This window comes from Solitalea agri (assembly GCF_023914155.1).
GTDB classification, from domain to species: Bacteria; Bacteroidota; Bacteroidia; order Sphingobacteriales; family Sphingobacteriaceae; genus Solitalea; species Solitalea agri.
The window spans coordinates 2,950-3,501 of the sequence record NZ_JAMWYS010000014.1; the positions used below are offsets into that span (position 1 = coordinate 2,950).

Annotated in this window: 1 protein-coding gene; it reads left to right on the forward strand. The window is 58.2% G+C overall.

Annotation, left to right across the window (positions count from 1 at the left end; genetic code table 11):
- A partial coding sequence (locus tag NF867_RS03765) for a hypothetical protein (RefSeq protein ID WP_252586212.1) occupies positions 1-552 on the forward strand: 552 nt, incomplete at both ends.

The following is a 552-nucleotide window of genomic DNA, read 5'->3' on the forward strand; positions in this document are numbered from 1 at the left end:
CTGCGCAGCCGACGGCAGCAGCTCGATCAGTAACTACAGTGCCTCGAACACCTATACCTTCACTCCGGCAGGTCCTTCAGTGGATGCTACGGGAGCGATCAGTGGTATGGTGCTGGGCGCCAGCTATACAGTAACAGCGGATAATGGCAACTGTACGTCATTGGCTTCAGCTTCGTTCAGCAATGCAGCGATGCTAGCGGCACCAGCGGTTCCGACCCTGGCCTCAACGGCAGCGACCTGCGCGGCCGACGGCAGCAGCTCGATCAGTAACTACAGTGCCTCGAACACCTATACTTTCACTCCGGCAGGTCCTTCAGTGGATGCTACGGGAGCGATCAGTGGTATGGTGCTGGGCACCAGCTATACAGTAACAGCTGATAATGGCAACTGTACGTCATTGGCTTCGGCTTCGTTCAGCAATGCAGCGATGCTAGCGGCACCAGCAGTACCGACCCTGGCCTCAACGGCAGCGACCTGCGCGGCCGACGGCAGCAGCTCGATCAGTAACTACAGTGCCTCGAACACCTATACCTTCACTCCGGCAGGTCCTTC